Here is a 19,467-nt window from a genome sequence, read left to right as displayed (position 1 = left end):
AGTAAAATACTTAATTGATAACTTTTCTAAAGATACTATTTTTTAGACACAGCACATGTTAAGAGGTCACATTTTTACTTTATATATTTAAAATAGTTTAAAAGTATTTCGTCGTTTAAATTTTTAGGAGTAAAAATCTCAAGTAATTTTGGTTGCGATGAAGACGTATAAAAGGTTTCTAGCGAATGCTTTAATTCATCCTCATTAAGAGCTTTAGAATAGTCAAAACCATACATATTGCAAAGGTGTTCTGCTGTTAAGTTATGTTTTGTTTCAAAGTATGCATCGAAATTATCGGTGTTTTTATGACCAGGTAATATTCTAAAAATTCCTCCGCCTTGGTTATTAATAACAATAATCCTAAAATTATTGGGTATATGAGTGTTCCAAAGCCCATTACTATCATAAAGGAAGCTTAAATCTCCTGTAATTAACGTTGTCTGTTTTTTAGATGCTGATGCAAATCCTATTGCTGTTGATGTACTACCATCTATGCCACTTGTGCCTCTATTGCAATATACCTCTAAAGTCTTATTAAGGTTGAACAGCTGTACATAACGTACGGTAGAACTGTTGCTTAATTGTAATACGGTATTATCGGGAATGGTCTTTAAAACCTGACTAAAGGCGCTAAAATCAGAAAACTCAATACGTTCAAGATACTCTGAATGCTTAGCTCTTCTATGTTGTTTTACACGTTCCCAAATAGGTTGATACGAGCTTTCTACAGTTGAAACTTCATTTAAGAACTTAGAAAAGAAATAGTTCGGTGAAGTCTCAATAAATTTACTCAAACAAAAGAAAGTGTCGTTAGCTTTTTTTGTGTCTATATGCCAATGCTCTTTTGGCTTATATGTTCTTAAAAAAGCCTTTATTTTTTTTGAAACTATTAATCCTCCAAAAGTTAATAGTATTTCTGGTTGTAAATCTTTAAACTCCTCAGTATTTAAGGGAGCTATAATTTTATCAATACTAGGAAAAAATGAGTCATGATGAATATTAGACGTGGTTTCAGTAAACACCAAAACACTTTTATCTTTTGCTAAAATAGCTAACCACTCCTGCTCTATTTGATTTGGCTGATTTACGCCCACTAAAACAAGTTTTCGCTTGGCATTGTTCCATTTAGATATACAGTCTTGCATGATACTCTCATCAACATCCAAATGTTCTGCAGGTGGCTCTACAACCTCTGGTTTAACCGAAAGTTCTTCAACCATATCATATAAAGGTTCATTAAAAGGCACATTTATATGTACAGGCCCCTTCTTAGCTATAGAGATGTTGATGGCTTTATTGATTTCAATTTCATTGAATTCTTGAATGGACTGTTTTAATCCTAATAGCGTCTCTAGCTTATTTTCCAAACTTTTAAAAATAGGCAACTCTTCCTTTTCTTCAAGAGTATCTTCTTCCAAATCTTGTTTTAAATTTGCCGAGTACAGTATGTGATTTTCAAACACATTTGGCTGATTAATGGTTTGTCCGTCACCAACACCAATTAAATGTTTTGGTCTGTCAGCAGATATAACAAGCAAAGGAATATCGCTATAAAACGCTTCTGCTACCGCTGGATAATAATTTAGCAACGCACTACCAGAAGTACAAACTACTGCTGTTGGTTCTTGTAACTTTTGGGCAATTCCTAAGGCGAAAAAAGCTGCACAACGTTCATCTACAACGCTATAACATTTAAAATTATCGTTATTAGAAAAACCAATAGTTAATGGTGCATTTCTGCTTCCCGGAGAGATAACAATATGTTTAACACCTTTAGCTCTACAAAGTTCAATAACTGTTTGAGCTAAGGGGATTTTTGGGTATATCATATACTTATAAAGAATGTAAGTGCTAAAGTACTACTACAAACTCCAATTCACAAATAACATACTTTAAATTATAGCATTATAAAATGCTTTTCATTACTAAAGATTTTGCTACGGTTTCTTCCCATTCTTTTTCCGGATTAGAACTTTCGGTTATTCCTCCTCCTATGTAAATATTGGCCTTATCATTTACAAGCTGCATACAACGTAAATTCACATATAACTGCGTGCTTTTTCTAGTTATGGCATATGCTCTATTTTCAATATTACGTCTTCCTGATCTAGGTGATGTAATAGCATCTAAATTTAGTTCTCCTAAGAATCCGGTATAAAATGACCTATTGTAATCTTCCTCTTTTAAAATGAAATCCTTAGCTGCTTTCTTAGGTAGACCACAAACTGCTGGAGTTGGATGGATGGCATAAATAACATCCTTTAAATTTGCTGTTGGTTTTAATTGGGCAGAAATCATAGTCTTTAAATGCAATAGATTACCCGCTTTAACAGTAGTGGTATCAGATACCTTTATACTTTCTGCAGATGGTTTTAGACTGTCTACTACAAAATCCGTAACATATTGCTGCTCCTGAATTTCCTTATCCTGCCAAACCACATCCAAAGTATTCTTGTATACTTGTGTTCCAGCAAGTGCCATAATTGAAAAACGATTCCCCTCTATTTTAACTAAAGTTTCGGGAGTAGCTCCAAGCCATAATCCTACTTCTGGGTGATACCAACAGTAAACAAATGCCGAAGCGTATTTGCCTAACAATCGCTTAAAAATAGAAATTGGATCCTTATTTTCAAGGGTAACGGATTCCTTTCTAGATAATACTACTTTTTTAAATAATCCCTCTTTTATTGCGTTAATGCCCTTCTTTACCAAGAACATATGCCTTTGCTTTTCGGTAGCACTAGCCTCTGTCTGCTTTTGAGGATCTGCTTTTATTGTATCTAGAATTGGGTTTTCTATAGACATCACTTCAGCATCAGCTAACCTAATAAGGATGCTCTTTTCTGTATTGTCAAAAGGAGAAAACACAAAGCCTTGCTCCTTAAATTCCGAAGTAAAAATTAACTCATCCGACTTTTGTAATATAGCTTTAACCTCGCTTTTATTAGGTTTTCTATAAACTACAAATGGAAGTTTTAGGTTATGATGTTCTTGTACGCGTTTAAAAAAGTCCTCCAACGGTAATAATTTTATTTATTTTTTGGAAGTGAAATGGTCGTAAGTTTACACAATGAGATTAAATTATCATCTTCATCGGTAATCTTAATATCTATAAGTTGCGTAGTTCGCCCTTTATGAATAAACGTTGCTTTTGCGTATACAAAACCAGATCTTACACTTTTAAGGTGATTTGCTGAAATTTCAATCCCTCTTACAAACATCTTCTCAGTATCTATAAAAATATGTGACGCAAAACTGCCAACGGTTTCAGCTAAGGCAGCTGTTGCACCTCCATGTAATACACCGTCTGGTTGATGTACTCTTGGTGTTACAGGCATTCTGGCAATTAAAAAATCTTCGCCATAATCCACCATTTTAATATCTAATGTCTCCATTAGTGTATTCTTAGTTGCTTTATTGGCTTGTTCCAAAATGGCTTCTTTAGATAATGGCATAAAAATACGTTTTGAATTTGTTTGTAAAAATACAAAAAGCCAATGTTATTTATTGAAAAAGGCTAGACCTAAAAAGATCTAACCTTAACCAAATTAAAACTATCTAAAAAACTACTAATCTTTAAAAAACTTAACTGTTTGGTGTTCACCGGTTTCATTTCGACATGAAAAAATATAAATACCAGAAGATGCCAAAAATTTTGAGGTACTTAGTTCAATTGTTCTTGAATCTTCTTTTACAACAATATTGTCGTTATAAATTACTTTACCCAAAGCGTCAAACACCCTTATATTATTGGAACCCATCATGATTTCAGGAAATCTTAAATATAAGGTTTCATTTACGGGGTTAGGAAACAACTGTACTCTATGAAATTCATTTTTATCATCTGATTCTATAAGAATTTGATGCTCGGAGTTTTTCTTTCCCTTTTGTTTTGAGCTATTAGCTGTTGGATACCCATACAAAATGATTTCCCTCACAGCTGCATAAGGACTATCTAACATTCCCAACCGGAGATGCTGAGTTTCAACGTCGGTTTCATGCAATTTCCAAACATTAAAAGCATCACAAGGCTCTACGAATAGTGTTACCCAATTGCCGCTATCATCATATTCTACATTAAAATTTTCAGTCCCCTGATAATCGAACATATAAATTTTTGAAATATGGTACTCCTCCCCAAAATCTATGGAAGCATAATAAGGAGCATTGGCATTTGTGAAAAATGGTTTCCAAGGGTCACTTGCAGGAACGTCGTTATTTAATGGGTTCATTGATTGCTCATCAAAAAGATTTGTTGGCGGAAATACACTGCCACCAGATACTAAATCTGTAACCATACTTGACGTAACGATAATTTGTTCTTCTGAAGGTTCAGGTTCAGGCTCTGGTTCGGGTTCGGGTTCAGCACCACCAATGGTCATAATCGGATATCCCTCCAGTACCATTTCATTAACCTGAGCATATGGACTAGAAGGCATAACAAAACGTAAATATCTAGTAACAACTTCTGTTGAATGGGTTTTCCAAACATTGTAAGCATCACAAGGTTCTACAAAAAGTTGTGTCCAAGTTCCATTGTCCTTATACTCTACTATAAAGTCATAAGTTGAATTTATGTCGTGCATATGAACTTTAGATATGTGATGATCTTGGCCCAAGTCTACCATAGCATAATAGGGAGCATTATCCCCATTAAAATAGGGTTTCCATGCATCTCCTGTAGGGTGCTCATTGCCTTGCACATCAACCGTTTGTTGATCAAAAAGTTTTGTTGGAGGAAAAACACTTCCTCCAGTAACCTGATCTGTAACCATAGACGCATTAACCACAATTTGTTGCGATGCTTTAATTAAAGGATATCCATAGATTAAAATTTCATTAACAGAGGCAAATACATCATCATACATAGAAAAACGCAGATATCGAGTTGCTACATCAGTTTCATGAGTTTTCCACACATTAAAGGCATCGCAGGGTTCAACAAATAACGAATTCCATACTGTACCATCATAGTATTCTACTGTAAAATTGTGGGTTGAATGCATGTCATGTAAAACAAGTTTTGTTATCTGATGTTCATCGCCTAAATCCACCATGGCATGATAAGAGCTTTCATTCATGGTATAATCGGGCTTCCAAGAAAGACTTGTAGCGTGTTCGTTTGCTCCTGGGTCTAAACTTTGTTCGTCAAATAAAAGTAAAGGCACATTTACACTTCCGCCTTGAACAGAGTCTATAACCATTTCTGGAGTGATGATTAACTGTCTTGGGGTGGTAGCTGGGTCATCATACTCAAAAAATTCAGGACCACTAGGAGCTCCCATATTTAAGTATTCCGATGGAGTACCTGGAGCTAAAGTATAATCGTTTGTACTAGGATCTGTAAACTGAATTTGAGCTACAGTAGTTAAAGTATTATTTATTAAGGTGTCGTTATCAACACCTGTTTGATCCAAATAAAAAGAAATATTAGTATCGTATTTATTATTTTCTGCGGTGAAATAATTTAATTCATTCATATTCCTGATGATCTGATTTCCACTGGTTGAACGAAAATAATTTGCTTTAATATCAATTGGTGTTAATGTATCTCCCAGTATTCTATTATCTATGAAAATACCTTGAGTAGATTCGATATAATTATTTGTAAAAAAGCAATCGCCTTTACCCATTATAATGGCTCCCCAAACAGGCGCACCAATCATAATGTTATTATAAGCATTAACTACAGTATTGGCACCTATTTGTAAATTGTTCATATGGTAGATGGCACCTTCTGAACCAGGATTTAACATGGTATTATTGTAAACCTCTACATCTTCTACCATATTGGCAATTTGAATAGACTCACGTTGGGTATCTCTAATAATATTATTATAAATACGAACATGTTTAAATTCCATTCCAGGTGTTTTTGTTTCACCTAGATACATGCCTTCTGAAACCCCTTCAATAAAACAATCATGAATTATTAAGTTGTTAAAAACAGGATAAGGTGTTGGCGGGTTACCATCGTAATCCTTTTTGGCTACAATTCCAAAAAAGCCGTCATGGCTAATTTTTATAAACTCAGCCTCACAATCTGAGCTAAGTTCAATAAAAGCAAGTCCAGATTGCACCGCTGCTAACTCAAAACCATACTTATATCCGGGGTGACCCGCGCCACTAACTTTGATGTATTTACAATTTTCAAAGGTAAGAGCGCCCCAAGTATTAGAGATGGTATCATTAATTTTTACTTGCCCTTCTTTATTAATAACCACAATTGGGTTTAAAGAATCGCCTTCAATGTTTTGAAATCTCAGAGGAAAAGTTCTAGATGACTTTACAAAAATTGTATCCCCTCCAATCGGAGTTCTACCTAAAGTTTGAGGATTAACATGATATTCTGAAGTTTCATCTAAAATTGTGTTTTGATTTTGCGCTATTATTTCAAAACCAAAAAACAAAGTAAAAAACGAAAAGAACATCCATTTTACATTTACACGAAAAAAATCTACATGAGAAAAATTCTGTAATAAGGAACTACTTAGGGAGAAAAGCTTTCTTAATGCAATTACAAAAACTGCGTGCGGAGGGTTCATAATTTTTACGGATTGGATTAATTAATAATTTTTGTCAAAAAATTTCAATTAAATACTATTAATCCCCCTTGTAAAGTTAGGTCTTTATGTAGTAGTATTAAATAAGTAGATGTACGTAATTATCAACTTTATTAGTAAGTTATTAACAATAATAAATTAAATCATTGTAAGTTAAAATTACATTTTGTATCGCTTACATCTACATTTTGAGTACATATAATTTAGCTTAGGACCTAAGCATTTATTACTCTGAAATTAATGTAGTAAACCATTGCCTAAGCTTTTGGGTTGAGGCACGATTATCTAAAAACATATCACAAGCATGTGCATTTAAACCAGAGGATTCATAAATAACAGTGGCATTAACTTCTTTTAATAAATTCTTAAGTTTAGTTTTATCATTATCTGTTTGAAATACACTAATAGCTCCCAACCTATTTAAACGTGCTTTAGCATCAACTTCAGTAGCACCTCCCCAACCATCGCCGTCAAAATGTTGACAACAGTGCATTCCTTTCCATAAACTAGCTATAGTATCATTTCTTAAACCAATAAAACCACAAGCTATAGCGCCTCTAGAAAAACCCGTAATTATTATATTATCCTTATCTCCATTAAACTTTGCTATAACCTCTTGTACCATTTTTATGGTATAGTCTGCCGTATCATCTGGATGTCCCCAACCATTTTCGGCTATTGCATTAGTTTTATAATCTACAAAGGGCATACTAATCCAAATAGCCTCTTTACCCTTACTCATACCATACCCTATAACGCAATCTTCAGGTCTTCCAGTGGAATAACAATTCCTGACGTAGAACACATTTCCGGGAAACTCTACAATTACAGGATATTTTTTTAACCTATTTGCTTTCCAATTTTCTGGTAAGTACAATACACTATAAAAATCTTTAAGGGAATCCTTATCTAATTTGTATTGCACTCTTTGTCCTGCCTTGGGTAGCCCTATTTTCATTTCAGGAACATCCAATCTATGTTCTGGTCTTTTCCATTCTTTAATGATGTTTGAAGCCTTTAAATCCAGAAGCTCTACTTTAACAGAATTAGCCTTATCAAACATAACTTGGACTTCATAAATGTAATTTGGGTTTATTTTAGATGTACCGTCGGGAAATAACTCTCTTAAATTACAGCTTAACCTTTTTAATTCACCAGGATGTATTGTTAAAGTATCTGCTACAGAATTCCAACCTTTATTTGAATTTACCCATAGAAGTGTTTTTAAAGACGCTGCTCCCGTATTTTTTAGGGTTGCTGTTATGTTTTGATACCTATTTAGCTTCTGGCCCAACTTAGATATTGGAACACCAATCCATTTGTAGCGCTCTTTTGGGGTTTTACCTAAATCTGAAAGTTCTAAGACCTTATTCTCATTATATTTTACATTCACACCTCTAGAATGTTCCAAAATACTTTCTGCTGAAACATCAGTCAACAAATCCAAATTTTGAGATTTGCAACTCAAGAAACCAACAATACAAAAAGTAGTAAGTACCCAATTAAAAGTGTTCATTAAAACCAAAACCTATTTAATCCAAAGATAAAAGTAATCCAATATTTAGCAAGTTTGGAAAAGTGATTATAGTGTTAACTCTATACATTTGTAATGTAAATACTTAAGAAATGAATACGAAAAACAAGGTGTTTTATACAGAAAGATTAAACCTAATTATTGAGTATATAAACAATAATTTGGATGGTAACATTAGTATTAAAACACTTGCCGAGATCTCAAATTTTTCACCCTATCATTTTCATCGTATTACACGGGCGCTATTAGGCGAGCCCATTGGTGCATATATTTCTAGAACGCGTGTAGAAACTGCAGCAAAAATGATAAGATATTCAAATTTGGACTTAGAAAGCATTGCTTATAGTGTAGGTTATGAAACGCCTTCATCACTTTCAAAAAAATTTAAGTCCCATTTTGGTATTTCTCCTTCTGCCTATAGAAAAAACAAAAGTTATACTTTAAAAATTAAAAAAATGACAGATGTAAATTTAAATATTAAAAAACCCAAAATAATAGACATTGAAGACAAACAGTGCCTGTATTATAGAATGTATGGCGCCTACCAAACTCTAGACTATCCAGGAGCTTGGGAAAAACTATGGGGACAGGTTAAAGCACAATCTTTATTTACAAAAGGCATTGAAATGCTTGGTTTACCTCATGATGACCCCCAAGTTACCGAAGAAGATAAAATTAGATATGACGCCTGTTTGGTTATCCATAAAGATGCTAAGGCAACTGGCGATATAGGCGTTAAAACTCTTAAAGGCGGAAAGTTCGCCATATTCTTATACCAAGGTTCATACAAGTATTTTCAAGACGTTTATAACTATATGTTTAACGACTGGTTACTAGAAAGCGATTTTGAATTAAGAGATGAACCTATTAGAGAGCGGTATATAAGTAATCCTGATAGGGTTGCTGAAGATAAACTTAAAACGGAGTTTTATATCCCTATAAAATAGTTCTAAAACATAATTCTGCTTAAGAAGAAACACTTAGGCAGAATTATTACAGCTTATTTTACAAGTCTTTGGACTATGTCTTTGGTAGGTAAGATTGCGTTTGTATACTCTATACTTGGTCCCGCAACCCAAACCGTTTTATAAGTGGCTTTGGTAGCCGCATTCTTTGTAGCATTCATACCTATTGAAAAGCGAATCATCTTTACCCATTTTTTGAGCTTTCTGTTTTTATTTAAGAGATTCTCTATCCAAGTAGCTTTAGTGCCTATCTTTTTCACATAAGGTGTATTTATCACAGTACATGGTGTACCAGAAATACGTTCAGTCATTACTATGTCCTTAGCACCATAATCTACACAAGCTTGTTTGTACTCCTCTGTAACGTTGGCTTCAATAGATGCTATAAACGGACTTCCTACAGAAACACCAGCAGCACCATAACCCAGCATTGTATCTACATCTTCTTTACAGCCTACACCTCCAGCTGAAATAATTGGAATGTTGCAGTTAGCCACTAATTCTTTAATAAGAGCTTCTGGAGTCATATTCCCCCTATGACCGCCCGCTTCATTATTTACGGCTATAATCGCATCAGCGCCTAAACCTTCTACTTTCTTAGCAAACTTTAAGTCAACAACATCACAAAACACTTTTATACCCGATTTGTGGGCTTGTTTTATAGTTTCTTCGGGGCTTCCTAAAGAGGTGATGATAAAATCACAGCCTTCTTCGCAAATAACTTCTAACTGTCCCTTGTATTTTACGTTGGATTTATTGACGATTAAGTTAAAGCCAAACGAGCCGCCATCTACCTTTTCCTTTTTCAATGTTCTAATGGCTTCTCTTAGCTCATCTAATGTTCTGTAGTTTAGTGCAGGGATACAACCTGCAATACCACTTTTCATTGCTTCGGTAACCATAGCCACATTAGACACCAAAAACATTGGTGCTTGTATTATGGGATATTTAATGCGTAATACATCTGTTATTGTTGTTGACATGGTTTCTGGTTTTTAACAAATATAATAAATATTATGCATGCATAACAAATTAGGAATTGAAAAGGCTAAATAATTGACTCACATGACTTTTATCATTTTAATACTATGCATGCATAGTTAATTTTGTGCCTGTTAGTTATAAAATTAAGATATCATGAAAACATTATTTGCAAGTTTATTGACTTTATGTGCCACTTACTTTGTCTCATCTCAGACTATTGAACTTCCCAATACTCTAATCACCGTAAATTACGATTATGCCTCAATTGAAGATGACAACCAAGCAGTATCGGTTAAAAAATTAAAAGATAAAGTGGCTAACTTTGATTGTACATTAATTGCCGATTTATTTGATGACAAGAATGATGTTTACAGCGTTACTTTTTCGGCGAAAGACGGAAAGATAATTGCTTCTTTTAATAAGGATGGTAAAATTGTGAGTACTATAGAAAAGTTCAATAATGTTAGATTGCCCCTAGAAGTTATGCAATCTATTTGCAGTAAATATCCAAACTGGGGTATTATTGAGGATGTGTATTTGCTTAAATACAATTCGGTAAAAGGTGTTGCTACAGAAGAGTACAAAGTAAAGATTAAAAATGAAGAAAAGGTGCTTACAATTAGAACTAATGAAAAGGGGGATTTCATCTAATTTATGAACCTATAATAGACGCATTTTAAATAGGCGCCCTCAGGGAACGAAATTGGGTGATCTATATCATGAGTTGTGGTTAAAACCGTTTTAAATTTTCTAGGTTGCCCATTGAGTACCTGAGTATTAATGTCGAAAAAAGATTGTGCTAATACTCTTGAAGAGCAAGAGGCTAAGACTAAAAGTCCTTTTTTAGCGGTTAGTTTAGCTCCTAGTTCTGCCAATTGTGCATACTTCTTTTTGGCCAATTCTATTTCGGATTGTTGTTTTGCAAAACTGGGTGGGTCAATAACCACAACATCAAAAGTTTTGTTTGTTTTTATCAGCTTATTTAATTCTTGAAACGCATCACCTGCTATGGTAAAATGTTCCCCAGTGTAGCTATTTAACTTTCCGTTTTGAACTGCTATTTCTAGAGCTTGTTTGCTAATATCTAAGCTGGTAACTTCTGTTGCTCCATTAAATAAGGCATGAACGGAAAATCCACCAGCATAAGAAAACACATCCAGCACCGTTTTACCCTTGCTAAATGCGCCTACTTGCCTCCTATTATCTCTATGATCTAAAAAATAACCTGTTTTATGACCTTTAATTACATTGGCCGAAAAGTTTACCTTATGTTCCACGAACTTAACTACTTCATTTTCTAAAGTACCATAAACCACCTCGCCATCACTCAAGTTACAGTTTTTAGATTGCTGCAAGCCCCTACTTAATCTAATAACTATAGTTTTAGCATTAGAGACCTTTTGTAAACTTTCTAAAATAGTCTCTAAATACGGAAGCCATATTTCGGAATACAGTTTTACGACCAATACTGAAGCGTATACATCGGCTATTAATCCAGGAAATCCATCATTTTCTCCAAAGACTAATCGGTAACTATTTGTATTTGTTTGTAATAAAGGCAGTCTTTTTTCATAGGCGTCTTTAATCCGTGCTAAAAAGAACGATGCATTAATCTCTTCTGGAGAAAAATGAATCATTTTTATTCTTATAGGTGAATTTTTATCATACAACCCCAATCCAATAACCTTATTTTTCGATTTACTGAAAACGATAGCCAAGTCTCCTGTTTGGGCGTCATTATTTATTTTAATAACGCTATTAGAAAACACCCATGGATGTTTTTTAAGAACAGATTGCTCTCCTTTGACTGTTAATTTTACAGCTAATCGTTTTGGTTGATATGAACTTTGAGTTTGTTTAAGCAGCACCTTCTAAAATTTGAAGCTGCAAGGTACAAACAAAACAGCATTCTATATTACCAATTTTGCCACTATTATGTTTTCATTCTTTTTTGATAACCTAACCACTTTGATTTCTTTAGACTCATTAGGTTTGCCATAGTTTTTAAACATGGTTACTTTCATAAAGGTTGGTGTATTAAGTTTTTGATATCTATCTGCATAATAATTCACTTTTATATAATATACTCCTTTTTCTGCATGTTTTAAGGTAAACTCTTCTGGACCAAATCCTTGGGTCATATCTTTAGAGATTTTCCCTCCCATTTTGGTTGTTGTATGGCTGTAAAAACACTCTTCTAAATTGGGGTCTATAACATGTAAATCGATATCTGTATCGTTATGATTCCAATCTATTACAACTCTAATATCAAATGATTTTTTTCTTGATTCTGTAGCCTCAGAATTAGGAACTTTTGCCTTGCTTATTTCATTCTCTGATATCTGTTTTATACCGTCAAATACACGCCTTTGTTTACCTTTATATATTGCTCCTGATATTATACTATCTAATAATTCATTAGACTTTGTTCTTAAACCAATTTCTTGGTATGCCAACGCCAAATCTCTATAAGATTGCGAATCTTCAGATCTTAATTGCAATACTTGCGCGTATATAAAACTCGCCAATTCATATGCGCCACGTTCTTCTAAGGTATAAGCTAACACTCTTAAGTGTTCGTAATTATCAAAATCTATTTCGGCCACATTGGTTAGTATGGTCATTGCAATTTCTTTATTTCCATTTTCTAAAAAGAAATTAGATACATCAATAAAATAGGTCGTATTGTCTAAAAACTTTTCTCTTTGTGTTAAATACACCCGGTAAGCCTCACTCAAATCATTTTTACCGTTTAATTCCTTTAGATACACCTCATTAACCTTAATTTCTTTAACTTCTAATCTTCCCTTGTACTTTTTAATTCTTTCTCGATTATTTGATGACATGCTATCATTAGAGCTATTGGCATTGCTTCTAAAATTCCCCATTCTTGTATTAATTACAATTACGCCATTTGATGCCCTTGAACCATAAATTGATGCTTCTGCAACATCTTTAATTACATTGATGCTTTGAATTTCGGCTGGCGTAATAAAATCATCAATATTTCCTTCAACTGGTATTCCATCTATAACGTACAAAGGTTGATTAGAATTAGATAACGAAGATGCTCCTCTAATAGTTATGTTAGGACTTGCTCCCGGTACTCCATTGTTACTTGAAACATTTAAGCCTGCCACCTTTCCTCTTAGGGCGTCTGGAACTGTGGCGTAATTGGAAATGTCTTCTGAAGTTATTACCGAGACAGCTCCGGTAACATTAGTTCGTCTTACTGATCCATACCCAACAACGACAACTTCCTCAAGTTCTGAAGCGTCTTCCTCCATTTTTATATTTACTGTACTAGAGTTACCAATAGTGGTCTCTAAGGGATGCATTCCTATAAAACTGAAAACCAAATCCGCGCCTTCGGATGCATTTATTGAATAATTTCCATCAAAATCTGTTGTGGTGCCAATAGATGTCCCTTTTACCATTACATTAACACCTGGTAGTGGTGAGCCGTTGGTATCAGTAACAGTTCCTGAAATATTGCCAGTACCTGTAAATTGCGTTAAATTTTGATTGTCTTCATCTGTTTCTATAGCATCTGAAACAGTAGCTATTTTTTTTCCTTTTTGTTCTTTTAAGATTTTGAAATACGCCTCTCTTAACTCTATTGGTGGTACAATCTCATACTTAACGTAATCCCAAACGGTTTCAAGAACTATTAGAGATGTGTGATTGCTAACCACATTATATGCCTTGCTATGCTTAATTATAGCTTCCTTATTGGCTTCACTATCTTTTTGAAGTTCATTTAGTTTGCTTTGCGCCCAAAACCTCTTTACCAAAGGATTTTTATAATCAGCTTTAAGTATGACTTCTTTTCTAAGGCTAACATTATTTCCATAACCAAACTTTAAAACCAGGGTATCATTTTTAAGAAAATGTCTGCCTGTAATACTAAAATCTTCAGATACTATTTTTGAAACACTTGGATAAACTTCTAAATTCTTATTAGATGATTCATAACCCAAATAGTTTAAGGATGCATACTTTACTTTGTTTAGGGCTTCGTTAGGTGCTAAATTTTTAATGTTGATATATACACCGTTGGAAAGGCTAGAAATAGTATTCAATTCCTGATGATTTGCCTTGATAATACTGTTAATTACAACTAATGGCACATTATGATTTGTAACTATTGTACTCAAGTTTTTCATACCATCAGAAAACAGTAATATTTCATCAGTCATGGTATGTTCCAGTAATCCTGTAAAAGAGGTACCACCATCGTAAATTGAGTTTTCAAGAGTTTCTCTTAGTGTTTTCCAGTTTCCATCCTTTATTTTAAAATCTTCCTTATTTTTTATGGTGTTACTAAACTTTATTAATTGAATATTTACATTACCTAAATGCTTTAGATAAGCATCTAGAAAAAGGAGTTCTTTGTCCAAATCTCTAGATTTCATGGAAAGCGAGATATCCCATAAAAGTGTTATTTTTTTCGCTTTTTTCCTTTCCCTTGGCGTTATATCTAATGTTTGATGCGCATAGAAGTAATCATTAAACACTATGGTGCTATGTACACCATGAACCTGAGGAATTTTTATGGTTAGCAATTCTTTTGGTTGGTAGTTTTGTTTTTCAACTTTAGCAAAGTAACCATTACTAATTTCTGAAAACGCAAAGTTTTCTATTTTACTTTGGCTAACCTCAGGCTTTTGTGTTTGACCAATAACATTCATTTCCAACTTAAAATCGTCCAGAACATTATTAAAGCTTAATGGCAATTGGAAGTGATACTGACCTTGACTTAAAACAAGTTCTTGCTCATAGGCCAATACAACTCTTTTATGACCATTTGCGGGTATTGGGTATATTCTCGCTTTATAATTGTTTCCTGTTCCCTTTTCAAGTAAAACAGGGTCTACACCTCGTCTAACAACCGCTTCAAAGGCAACTCTTCCCAACTCTTTCTCTACAACAACTGCTTCTCTGAGTTTACCATTTATCTCCAAGGCTAATCTAGATACACTTTGCCCTTCACCCAAAGGAAAAGCCAATTCTCCTTCCAGAATAGTGTTAGACGGATTATAAAATAACATGTCGTAAGTAGTGGTAGCAATATTGCCTATTACAACCGTTTTGATATCTAAAGAAGTAATGCCTAAACGTTCTTCACCGACTTTAATAGTTGGTATATTTTGGGAAAATCCCCAATTAAAAAGAAGAAGAAATAGAATGGAAGATAACAATCTCATAATAGCTGATTTTAAAGTTTAGCATAAAACTAAAACCAGCTATTATGAAATAAAATCTATATTGAGTGAAGTGCCTTTTTGAATGAGTCAACTATTTCTTTACAGCAACTCTAAGGTCTTTTTTCTATGAATTTTTCCAGATAATGTCTCCGCAAATTTTGGTAGGTAAAAAATAGCTTTGGGAATCTCGTACTAATCTAAAACACTGAAAATAGCGTTGTCTATTGAGTCTATTGCTTCATCTAAAATAATTCACCTAGCCTATTAATACATTAAAAAAATATTGTTTTGTAATATTTTTTGTATATATTGTCATCGTAAAGTTTTTACAAAAAAACACAGTATAATCTGGAGCGTGTAAGCGTCCCACAAAAATTAAATTTTATGAATTTACAAAAATTAAATGTTCAAGAAATGCAAACTGAGGAATTAATGGAAACATCCGGTAGTGGTGATGGGCTTTGGGATCTTTATTGGAAAATAATGAAAGATCCTGATAGTTGGAAATGGACTGAACTGATTGAATTTCGTTTTGTTGGAATTCTTTAACATTGGTTTAAAGGCACACGTACTTCTTAAACATTAGAATAAAGCTTTAAATGTCTGATTTTTTTGGTAATTAAATTTACTAGAAGTCAGACGTTTATAGTTTACATAATGAGTGTAGACTATCTTTTCATCCTTTTTTCCTAATACAACCTGGTACCTCAGTTGTATGTTTAAAAGCAAGTTTCACCGAACCAAACACAGTAATTAAATATACCATCAAATTGTTAAAAATTAAAAACTTAAAATTTATTACTTGTTATTTTTGTCATCTTTTTTGCATTAGAAACCCATGAAATTTAGTTCAGACCCAATATACAACCTCGAAAACCTTATTGCTAAAAATACAACCAAAAGCATTTCTATTTATTTACTGGTAGTGATAACCCTAATTGGTGTTTTAGCATGTTTACCAATTATTAAAGTAGATATTAGTAACCAAAGTCGTGGTGTTATACGTACCAAACAAGACAATAGCCCATTAAGCAGTATTGTTAGTGGTAAATTAACCCAAATTCATTTAAAGAATAACCAACAGGTTAACAAGGGCGACACCTTATTAATTATTACCACTGATTACATACAAGCGCAGAAAACACTTAATGATTCTTTGCTAAAACAGGCAGAAATAGAGTTTGTCTGTTATACAAATTTAATCAATAACAAACCCAAATTGATAAAGGACAAAGTCATACTTGATGACTATAAACTCTATTTGTTGGAGAAACAGGAGTTAGTAAGTAAAGTACAACAGGCAAAAATCAACTTTAATCGTTACGAACAACTATTCAAAAAACAAATTGTGGCCCAATCAGAATATGAAATCTATTTGTACAGTTTAAAATTCACCAAGGAAGCGCTTAAAAGCTTTATTAAACAACAACATACACAATGGCAATCTAAAAAACGTGAAGTAGAAACTCAAATAAAAAATCTTAAAAGCAAAAGAGAACAATTTATATCAGAGAGCAACAACTACGTGCTTACTGCTCCTATTTCTGGAACATTAGAAAATGTGCTAGGTTTGCAAATAGGTTCATTTGTTAACGCTTCTCAAATTATTGCAACAATTTCTCCTAACAGTAATCTAATTGTTGAAAACACAGTTTCTCCATCGGATATTGGTTTGTTAAAAATTGGTCAGGATGTAAAATTTCAGATTGACGCTTTTAACTATAATCAATGGGGAATGCTTAAGGGAAAAGTAATAGACATTGATAAAAACATAACCATAAAAGACAATTCCGCATTTTTTAAAGTACGCTCCAGCTTAAACTCTAAACAATTAACACTTAAAAATGGTTACGCAACCAATATTTCAAAAGGGATGACATTAACCACACGCTATTTTATAACACGTAGAAGTTTATATGAACTACTATTTGATAAGGTAGATGATTGGTTTAACCCAAAAATCCTCGATTAGTAGGCTGTATTAAAGTTCTAAAATTAAAAATCGATACTCGTTACTCTAAAATTTATAAAATGCGCAGTATAAAAATAAAACAACAGGATATTAAAGATTGTGGAGCTGCATGTTTAGCATCTATAGGTAACCATTTTGGTATTAATTTACCTATTGCTAGAATACGGCAGTTTGCTAATACCGATAAACGAGGCACAAATGTTTTAGGAATTATTGAAGCTGCAGAAAAAATGGGTTTTATAGCCAAAGGAGTAAAAGGTAATTTAGACTCAATACCAAAAATACCTTTACCCGCTATTGCACATGTGGTTGTTGGTAAACAATTGCAACATTTTGTAGTTATTTATAAAATAACTACAAAAGGGGTTCAAGTTATGGACCCTGGAAATGGAAAACTCATTACCTATTGTTATGAGGATTTCAAAAAAATATGGACAGGAGTTTTAGTGTTATTTGCTAAGAATGATAATTTCAAAAACACTAACGAAAAGACCAGTGCCTTTAGGCGCTTTTGGGATTTAATACAACCTCATAAAACCGTTTTAACACAAGCACTTTTTGGAGCTATAGTTTTTACAATACTTGGTCTCGCCATGTCTATATATGTTCAAAAAATTACAGATTATGTATTGGTTGGTGCAAACCGAAAGTTATTAAACCTTTTAAGCATTGCTATGGTTGGTGTCATTCTACTACAGACTTATATTGGTAGTAAAAAAAGTGTTTTTGTCCTTAAAACAGGTCAATTGATAGATGCCAAACTAATTTTGGGGTATTACAAGCATTTGCTCCAATTACCGCAACGCTTTTTTGATACCATGCAAATAGGTGAAATTACTTCAAGAATAAATGACGCAGTAAAAATTCGTGCTTTTATAAACAACGTAGTCATAGATATGTTGGTAAATATCTTTATAGTAGTGTTCGCATTTATTTTAATGTTTACTTACTATTGGAAATTGGCAATAGTAATTTTATTGGTTATTCCTTTTTATATATTGGTATATTATTTAATGAATCGGTTTAACAAAAAAGTTGAACGCAAACTCATGGAAAATACAGCAGAACTACAAACACAGTTAGTGGAAAGTATTACGCATGTAAGAACTGTTAAAGAGTTTGGTATTGAAGAGTTTTCGAACATTAAAACAGAAAACCGGTTTGTAAAACTATTATTTACAACTTATAAATCTGGACTAAATGATATCTTCTCTGGTACTTCAACACAGTTTTTGGCATCAATTTTTACAGTAATTCTACTTTGGATAGGTTCTGGCTATGTATTGGAAAATGAGATTACAACAGGAGAATTATTTTCATTTTATGCCCTTATTGGATATTTTACATCTCCTGTTACCTCTTTAGTTGGTATGAATAAAACTATTCAAAATGCATTGATTGCGGCCGACAGGTTATTCGAAATTATGGATTTAGAGCGTGAGGAAACGGAGAATAAAATCAATCTTATCAAGGAACATCTTGGTGATATTGTTTTTGAAAATGTATCGTTTAGATATGGTTCAAGAACAGAGGTGTTTAACAATTTTAATGCTACGATTAAAAAAGGGCAAACTACAGCAATTGTTGGAGAAAGTGGAAGTGGAAAAACTACACTTATAAATTTACTCCAAAATCTATATCCTATTAGAGAAGGTAATATATATATTGGAGATTTCGATTTAAAGCATATCCATTACAAAAGTTTAAGACAACTTATTGGAGTTATACCGCAACAGCTTAATTTATTTTCTGGTACAATAATAGAAAATATTGCATTAGGGCAAAATTTTCCTGATATGCAGCGTATTATCGAATTATCCAATAAACTGGATATCACAAAATTTGTAGAAAAATTACCAAATGGCTTTGAAACTCAAATAGGAGAAAATGGAACAATGTTATCAGGAGGTCAAAAACAACGTATTGCCATAGCAAGAGCCTTATATAAAAATCCCGAAATATTATTAATGGATGAAGCCACCTCTGCTCTCGATACTCATGCTGAAACTATTGTAAAACAAGTTATTGAAGATTTTAAATTAAATGGTAAAACAGTTATTGTAATTGCACATAGATTAAGCACTATAGCAAATGCAGATACTATTTTGGTTATGGACAATGGAACAATTGTAGAGCAAGGCAATCATAATAATCTTATATCCCAGAAAGGTAAGTATTCCGAACTTTGGAATAAACAAAGCTTAGTTTGAATCCCATTATCGTTATAGTTTAATGACCTTGA

Annotated in this window: 13 protein-coding genes; 5 read left to right on the top strand and 8 right to left on the bottom strand. The window is 33.1% G+C overall.

What is annotated here, in order from left to right; translation table 11 throughout:
• Positions 1 to 74: 74 nt before the first annotated feature.
• The 5 genes from menD to FUA24_RS10160 form a co-directional block, all read right to left on the bottom strand.
• Complete coding sequence (menD, locus tag FUA24_RS10180) at positions 75 to 1,829, bottom strand: 2-succinyl-5-enolpyruvyl-6-hydroxy-3-cyclohexene-1-carboxylic-acid synthase (protein ID WP_148541983.1); 1,755 nt, start codon at positions 1,827 to 1,829, stop codon at positions 75 to 77.
• A gap of 76 nt (positions 1,830 to 1,905) precedes the next feature.
• Complete coding sequence (locus tag FUA24_RS10175) at positions 1,906 to 3,018, bottom strand: chorismate-binding protein (protein WP_148541981.1); 1,113 nt, start codon at positions 3,016 to 3,018, stop codon at positions 1,906 to 1,908.
• Positions 3,019 to 3,029: 11 nt separating this feature from the next.
• On the bottom strand, positions 3,030 to 3,455 hold the full coding sequence (locus tag FUA24_RS10170) for a PaaI family thioesterase (RefSeq protein ID WP_148541980.1): 426 nt from the start codon (positions 3,453 to 3,455) through the stop codon (positions 3,030 to 3,032).
• 114 nt (positions 3,456 to 3,569) lie between these two features.
• Positions 3,570 to 6,545, bottom strand: coding sequence for a T9SS type A sorting domain-containing protein (locus FUA24_RS10165; protein WP_148541977.1), 2,976 nt, complete (start codon positions 6,543 to 6,545; stop codon positions 3,570 to 3,572).
• Positions 6,546 to 6,789: 244 nt separating this feature from the next.
• Positions 6,790 to 8,001, bottom strand: a complete 1,212-nt coding sequence (locus tag FUA24_RS10160) for an alpha/beta hydrolase family protein (protein WP_148541975.1) — start codon at positions 7,999 to 8,001, stop codon at positions 6,790 to 6,792.
• Positions 8,002 to 8,189: 188 nt separating this feature from the next.
• Between FUA24_RS10160 and FUA24_RS10155 the strand changes: the two genes are divergently transcribed.
• Positions 8,190 to 9,044 carry an AraC family transcriptional regulator gene (locus FUA24_RS10155; RefSeq protein ID WP_148541973.1) on the top strand — a complete coding sequence of 285 codons (855 nt, stop codon included), beginning with the start codon at positions 8,190 to 8,192 and terminating at the stop codon, positions 9,042 to 9,044.
• Positions 9,045 to 9,097: 53 nt separating this feature from the next.
• Here the strand turns inward: FUA24_RS10155 and FUA24_RS10150 are convergent, their stop codons facing one another.
• Complete coding sequence (locus FUA24_RS10150) at positions 9,098 to 10,045, bottom strand: NAD(P)H-dependent flavin oxidoreductase (protein ID WP_148541971.1); 948 nt, start codon at positions 10,043 to 10,045, stop codon at positions 9,098 to 9,100.
• Positions 10,046 to 10,199: 154 nt separating this feature from the next.
• Here FUA24_RS10150 and FUA24_RS10145 point away from each other — a divergent pair, with 154 nt between their 5' ends.
• Positions 10,200 to 10,697: a nicotinate-nucleotide adenylyltransferase gene (locus tag FUA24_RS10145; protein ID WP_148541969.1), complete on the top strand. Its 498-nt coding sequence runs from the start codon at positions 10,200 to 10,202 to the stop codon at positions 10,695 to 10,697.
• Here the strand turns inward: FUA24_RS10145 and FUA24_RS10140 are convergent.
• Together FUA24_RS10140 and FUA24_RS10135 are read right to left on the bottom strand one after the other, a co-directional pair.
• Positions 10,694 to 11,911 (bottom strand): class I SAM-dependent rRNA methyltransferase, encoded by a 1,218-nt coding sequence (locus FUA24_RS10140; RefSeq protein ID WP_148542167.1) that lies wholly within the window; start codon positions 11,909 to 11,911, stop codon positions 10,694 to 10,696. The genes FUA24_RS10145 and FUA24_RS10140 overlap by 4 nt on opposite strands.
• 45 nt (positions 11,912 to 11,956) lie before the next feature.
• Positions 11,957 to 15,253, bottom strand: a complete 3,297-nt coding sequence (locus FUA24_RS10135; protein WP_148541967.1) for a VIT domain-containing protein — start codon at positions 15,251 to 15,253, stop codon at positions 11,957 to 11,959.
• Between the two features lie 384 nt (positions 15,254 to 15,637).
• On the opposite strand from FUA24_RS10135, the gene FUA24_RS25135 reads away from it, so the two are divergent.
• From FUA24_RS25135 to FUA24_RS10125, 3 genes are all read left to right on the top strand, one after another.
• Entirely contained in the window at positions 15,638 to 15,802 is a 165-nt protein-coding gene (locus FUA24_RS25135; RefSeq protein WP_187388237.1) for a hypothetical protein, read from the top strand.
• 289 nt (positions 15,803 to 16,091) lie between these two features.
• On the top strand, positions 16,092 to 17,225 hold the full coding sequence (locus FUA24_RS10130; protein WP_148541965.1) for an HlyD family secretion protein: 1,134 nt from the start codon (positions 16,092 to 16,094) through the stop codon (positions 17,223 to 17,225).
• Between the two features lie 59 nt (positions 17,226 to 17,284).
• On the top strand, positions 17,285 to 19,435 hold the full coding sequence (locus FUA24_RS10125; protein WP_148541963.1) for a peptidase domain-containing ABC transporter: 2,151 nt from the start codon (positions 17,285 to 17,287) through the stop codon (positions 19,433 to 19,435).
• Positions 19,436 to 19,467: the final 32 nt, after the last annotated feature.

Source organism: Seonamhaeicola marinus (assembly GCF_008085455.1).
Note: the sequence above shows the minus strand (reverse complement) of the source record. Positions and strands in the feature narration are given on the sequence as shown.